The organism is Flavobacterium sp., assembly GCF_027482425.1.
Classification (GTDB): domain Bacteria; phylum Bacteroidota; class Bacteroidia; order Flavobacteriales; family Flavobacteriaceae; genus Flavobacterium.
The window spans coordinates 1-3,865 of sequence record NZ_JAIXWA010000010.1; the positions used below are offsets into that span (position 1 = coordinate 1).

Consider the following 3,865-nt stretch of genomic DNA (forward strand, 5'->3'; position numbering starts at 1 on the left):
CACGGTAAATCCACAGGTGACGCCAACCTTTACCGCTGTAGCGCCGATATGTTCAGGAGCGACTTTAGCAGCTTTACCTACCACTTCAAACAACGGGATTACAGGTACTTGGTCGCCTGCTTTAAATAATACGGCTACGACGACCTATACCTTTACGCCTAGTACGGGACAGTGTGCGACCACCATGACTTTGACTATCACGGTCAATCCACAGGTGACGCCAACCTTTACTGCTGTAGCGCCGATATGTTCGGGAGCGACTTTAGCAGCTTTACCTACCACTTCAAACAACGGGATAACAGGTACTTGGTCGCCCGCACTAAACAACACCGCTACAACGACCTATACCTTTACGCCTAGTGCAGGTCAGTGTGCGACCACCACGACGTTAACCATTACGGTCAATCCGCAGGTGACTCCAACGTTTGCGATAGCTAATCAAACTTATTGCCAAGGAGCACCAGTTATTCAACCTATTTTACCATTAACTTCAACAAATGGTATAACTGGATCGTGGAGTCCGCCATCTATTTCAACTACTCAAGTTGGAGTGACGACGCATATATTTACTCCAAATGCGGGACAATGTGCTTTGACGATAAGTTTGACAATTACAGTTAATGCATTAGAAGTTCCAACGTTTGATTCTACAGCACCAATTTGCGAAGGTGATACTTTACTGGAACTATCAACTATTTCTAATAATGGTATTTCGGGAACTTGGTCGCCCGCTTTGAACAATACGGTAACCACAACGTATACTTTTACACCCAATATAGGCCAATGTGCTTCTATTTCTACCCAAACTATAGTTGTTGTTCCTGCTCCCCAACTTCTAATTCAAGGTGATTGTGAAGGTGAAGAATATGTGTTACGCGTATTGCCTGCACCTCAAAATGGAACTGTTTCATGGTTTTATGATAATGTAGGTTCTAATCCTATTTTTTTAGGAAATACAAGTTTTATCGTTGCAGACCAAATAGGAACCTATACAGTTGTTTACAATAATTCTTCTTGCGAAAAACAATATTCTTACTTTGTAGAAAATACTTATTGTAAAATTCCAAAAGGTGTGTCAGCCAATAATGACGGTCTTAATGACACTTTTGATTTATCCAATTTAAAGGTGAAATATGTAAAGATTTTTAATCGATATGGAACAGTTGTCTATGAAAAGGCTAATTATAAAAATGAATGGGATGGGAAATCGATGCAAGGAAATCGTCTTCCTGACGGCACCTATTACTATTATATCGAGTTTATGAATAATAAGCCAAAAACCGGATGGGTTTATTTAATACATGAATATTAAATTTTGTAAGTTTGAGAAAAAAAAGTGACTTACAAGCAATTTTATATTCTTAGCCTAACCTTAACCACTTTACTTTTCTCTATTCGATTTATTCTAATATTTTTAGATGCAACAAAAAAAAGAATAGGAGGGGAGTTTAGCAAAGCAGTTTTATTTATTGCATTGTTTTCTTTTTCCTTTTTTTTAGTAGGACTTTATAAAATTACCGATCAAACAGAATTTTCGTTAAAATTTCTATTCAATGACCGTATTCTGTCTTCACTAAGTAATATCTTCTTACTTTCTTCTATTATTTACTTTCCTTATAAAATTAAACATCTTCATCGATTTTATGAAAAAAAGGAAAACTGGGTAATGATCATCTTTTTATTTTTTGGTGTAATTATTTCATTATTTACTGTTTTTGACAAATTAGCATCAAATGCAGGGCAAGTATTTCAAATTGCACTTATTGTTGTTGATTCCATAATTTCAACAATCATTTTAGTGTTGTTTGGTTATGTATTGTCAAGGTCAATGCAATTAAGTTTGTCAAATAAAGGCAGTATTTATTTTTTTCAAATTATTGTTGTATTGATTGTTGCTACCCAAGTCGCACTTCCGTTGTCAAAGATTTACCATGAAGTCTTATTGTGGTTGTATCCCTATTTTTTAATCTTGTTTTTTGTCAGCACTATTTTTTTACTTCAAAATATAGTATTGTTTTTGGATCGATTTGTTTGTGTTCATAGTCAATCACTATCAACAAGTTTTCCTATTTCTAAAGAGGTAGTTGATAATGAATCAAAGTCAAGTGATGCATCAGCACAGCTATATTCGGTTTTCATTAGGTATGATACTATCGAAAAAAAGTATAAAATACAGTTAACGATTCGATTTGATGAGACCCGTCAAAAGTTAATTGCAATTGAGAATTCTAAAATTTTGCAACCTTTTAGTTATTGGATTTTATTTGCAGTTGCAAAAAAGATGAATGTTAAGATATACAATAGTGATCTTGCGGTAGCTCGATTTCGAATGATTGAATATATTCATAAAAATTATCCGGATGTAAAACTTGTTCCTGAAACAATTTTTGAAAATGATAAAGGATATTATGAAATAATTACTGACGCTACCAATATTATTATTGAAGATTTAGATTTGTTATTGGATAAAATGCAAGTGAAAGATGTGTTTTTAAAGCACCTTGATAATTTTATGCCGCTTCTAAAAACTCATATTCAAGGTACTGATAAGGGTAGTAAGGCAGTTCAAAATAGATTAGAACTCGTTTTACAACTTATTAAAGAAATTTTGCCAACTCATTGATTATCAGAATTTAGGTTATTTCGTAATATTTCGTAATCATTTTTTTAGATAACAGAAAGAGGAAATCTTGTAAAGCTATTCTAAATTTGATATCAACCAATTTTCTGCTATGTTGAAATCAAAATTACTTTTAGGACTTCTGCTATTTTCATCACTGTTTATAAACAGTCAGATTTTGATAAATGAAGTTTACATTCGCCCTGATGGATTATCTACAACGCCACCTAATGGATTGATTAATTCGGGTTCTAAAGAATACATTGAAATCTACAACAAAAATTGTTTTCCAGTCGATATTACGGGATATTACATTGCTGCCAAACAAAATGGATTTAGTGGTGTAGTCACTGGGATTACATTTCGTATACCCAATTCACCAAGCGCTCTAATTCCTCCTGGTGGGCATGTTGTTTTAGCTTCGCCAGTACCAGGTACAGGATTGGCGGGGAATATAGACATCCCAATTACTGCACCCGATCGATGTGTCTATGCAAGTAACGCAGTAATTGCCAATGTAGATGGATGGGTTGCCCTTTACAATGCATCTGGAGTACCTATTGATTGTGTGTATTGGAGTGGTAGTGCTGCAAATATTAATTCAAACCCAGCCGATTACAACCCTGGAACACTTTGCTTACCTACGGGTTCACCAGTTAGTTCTTTGCCAACACCTACTCAAATCAATGCTACTAATCCTGCCATTGTTAGTTATATTCCGAATTCTACTCCCGTATTAATTTTCAGGCAGCAAGATGGGTCTTCTACTTGGTCATTTGTAAGTACATTTAATGCGGCAACATTACCTTGGACTATAAATAATGCCTCACCAACTGGAAACTGTAATGGAGGAGTTTGTGTCCCAATTCCTTCTGTATTAACACCGACCTTTAACACTATAGCGCCCATCTGTTCGGGAGCAACTTTAGCAGCTTTACCTACCACTTCAAACAACGGGATTACAGGTACTTGGTCGCCTGCTTTAAACAATACAGCTACGACGACCTATACCTTTACACCTAATACGGGACAGTGTGCCACCACCACGACCTTGACCATTACGGTGAATGGACCGGTAACGCCCACGTTTACGGCGGTTGCACCGATTTGTTCAGGAGCGACTTTAGCAGCTTTACCTACCACTTCAAACAACGGGATCACCGGAACCTGGTCGCCTGCACTAAACAATACGGCTACGACGACCTATACCTTTACCCCCAATGCGGGACAGTGTGCCACCACCAC

Annotated in this window: 3 protein-coding genes; all 3 read left to right on the plus strand. The window is 36.5% G+C overall.

What is annotated here, in order from left to right:
• Positions 1-1,312, plus strand: a 1,312-nt coding sequence (locus Q0037_RS00570) for a gliding motility-associated C-terminal domain-containing protein (protein ID WP_297513808.1), incomplete at its 5' end; no start/stop codon positions are given.
• A gap of 24 nt (positions 1,313-1,336) precedes the next feature.
• A complete protein-coding gene (locus Q0037_RS00575) occupies positions 1,337-2,623 on the plus strand; it encodes a hypothetical protein (protein ID WP_297513811.1) in 1,287 nt (428 codons plus the stop codon).
• A 175-nt stretch (positions 2,624-2,798) separates the two neighbouring features.
• On the plus strand, positions 2,799-3,865 hold a 1,067-nt coding region (locus Q0037_RS00580; RefSeq protein WP_297513814.1), incomplete at its 3' end, for a lamin tail domain-containing protein.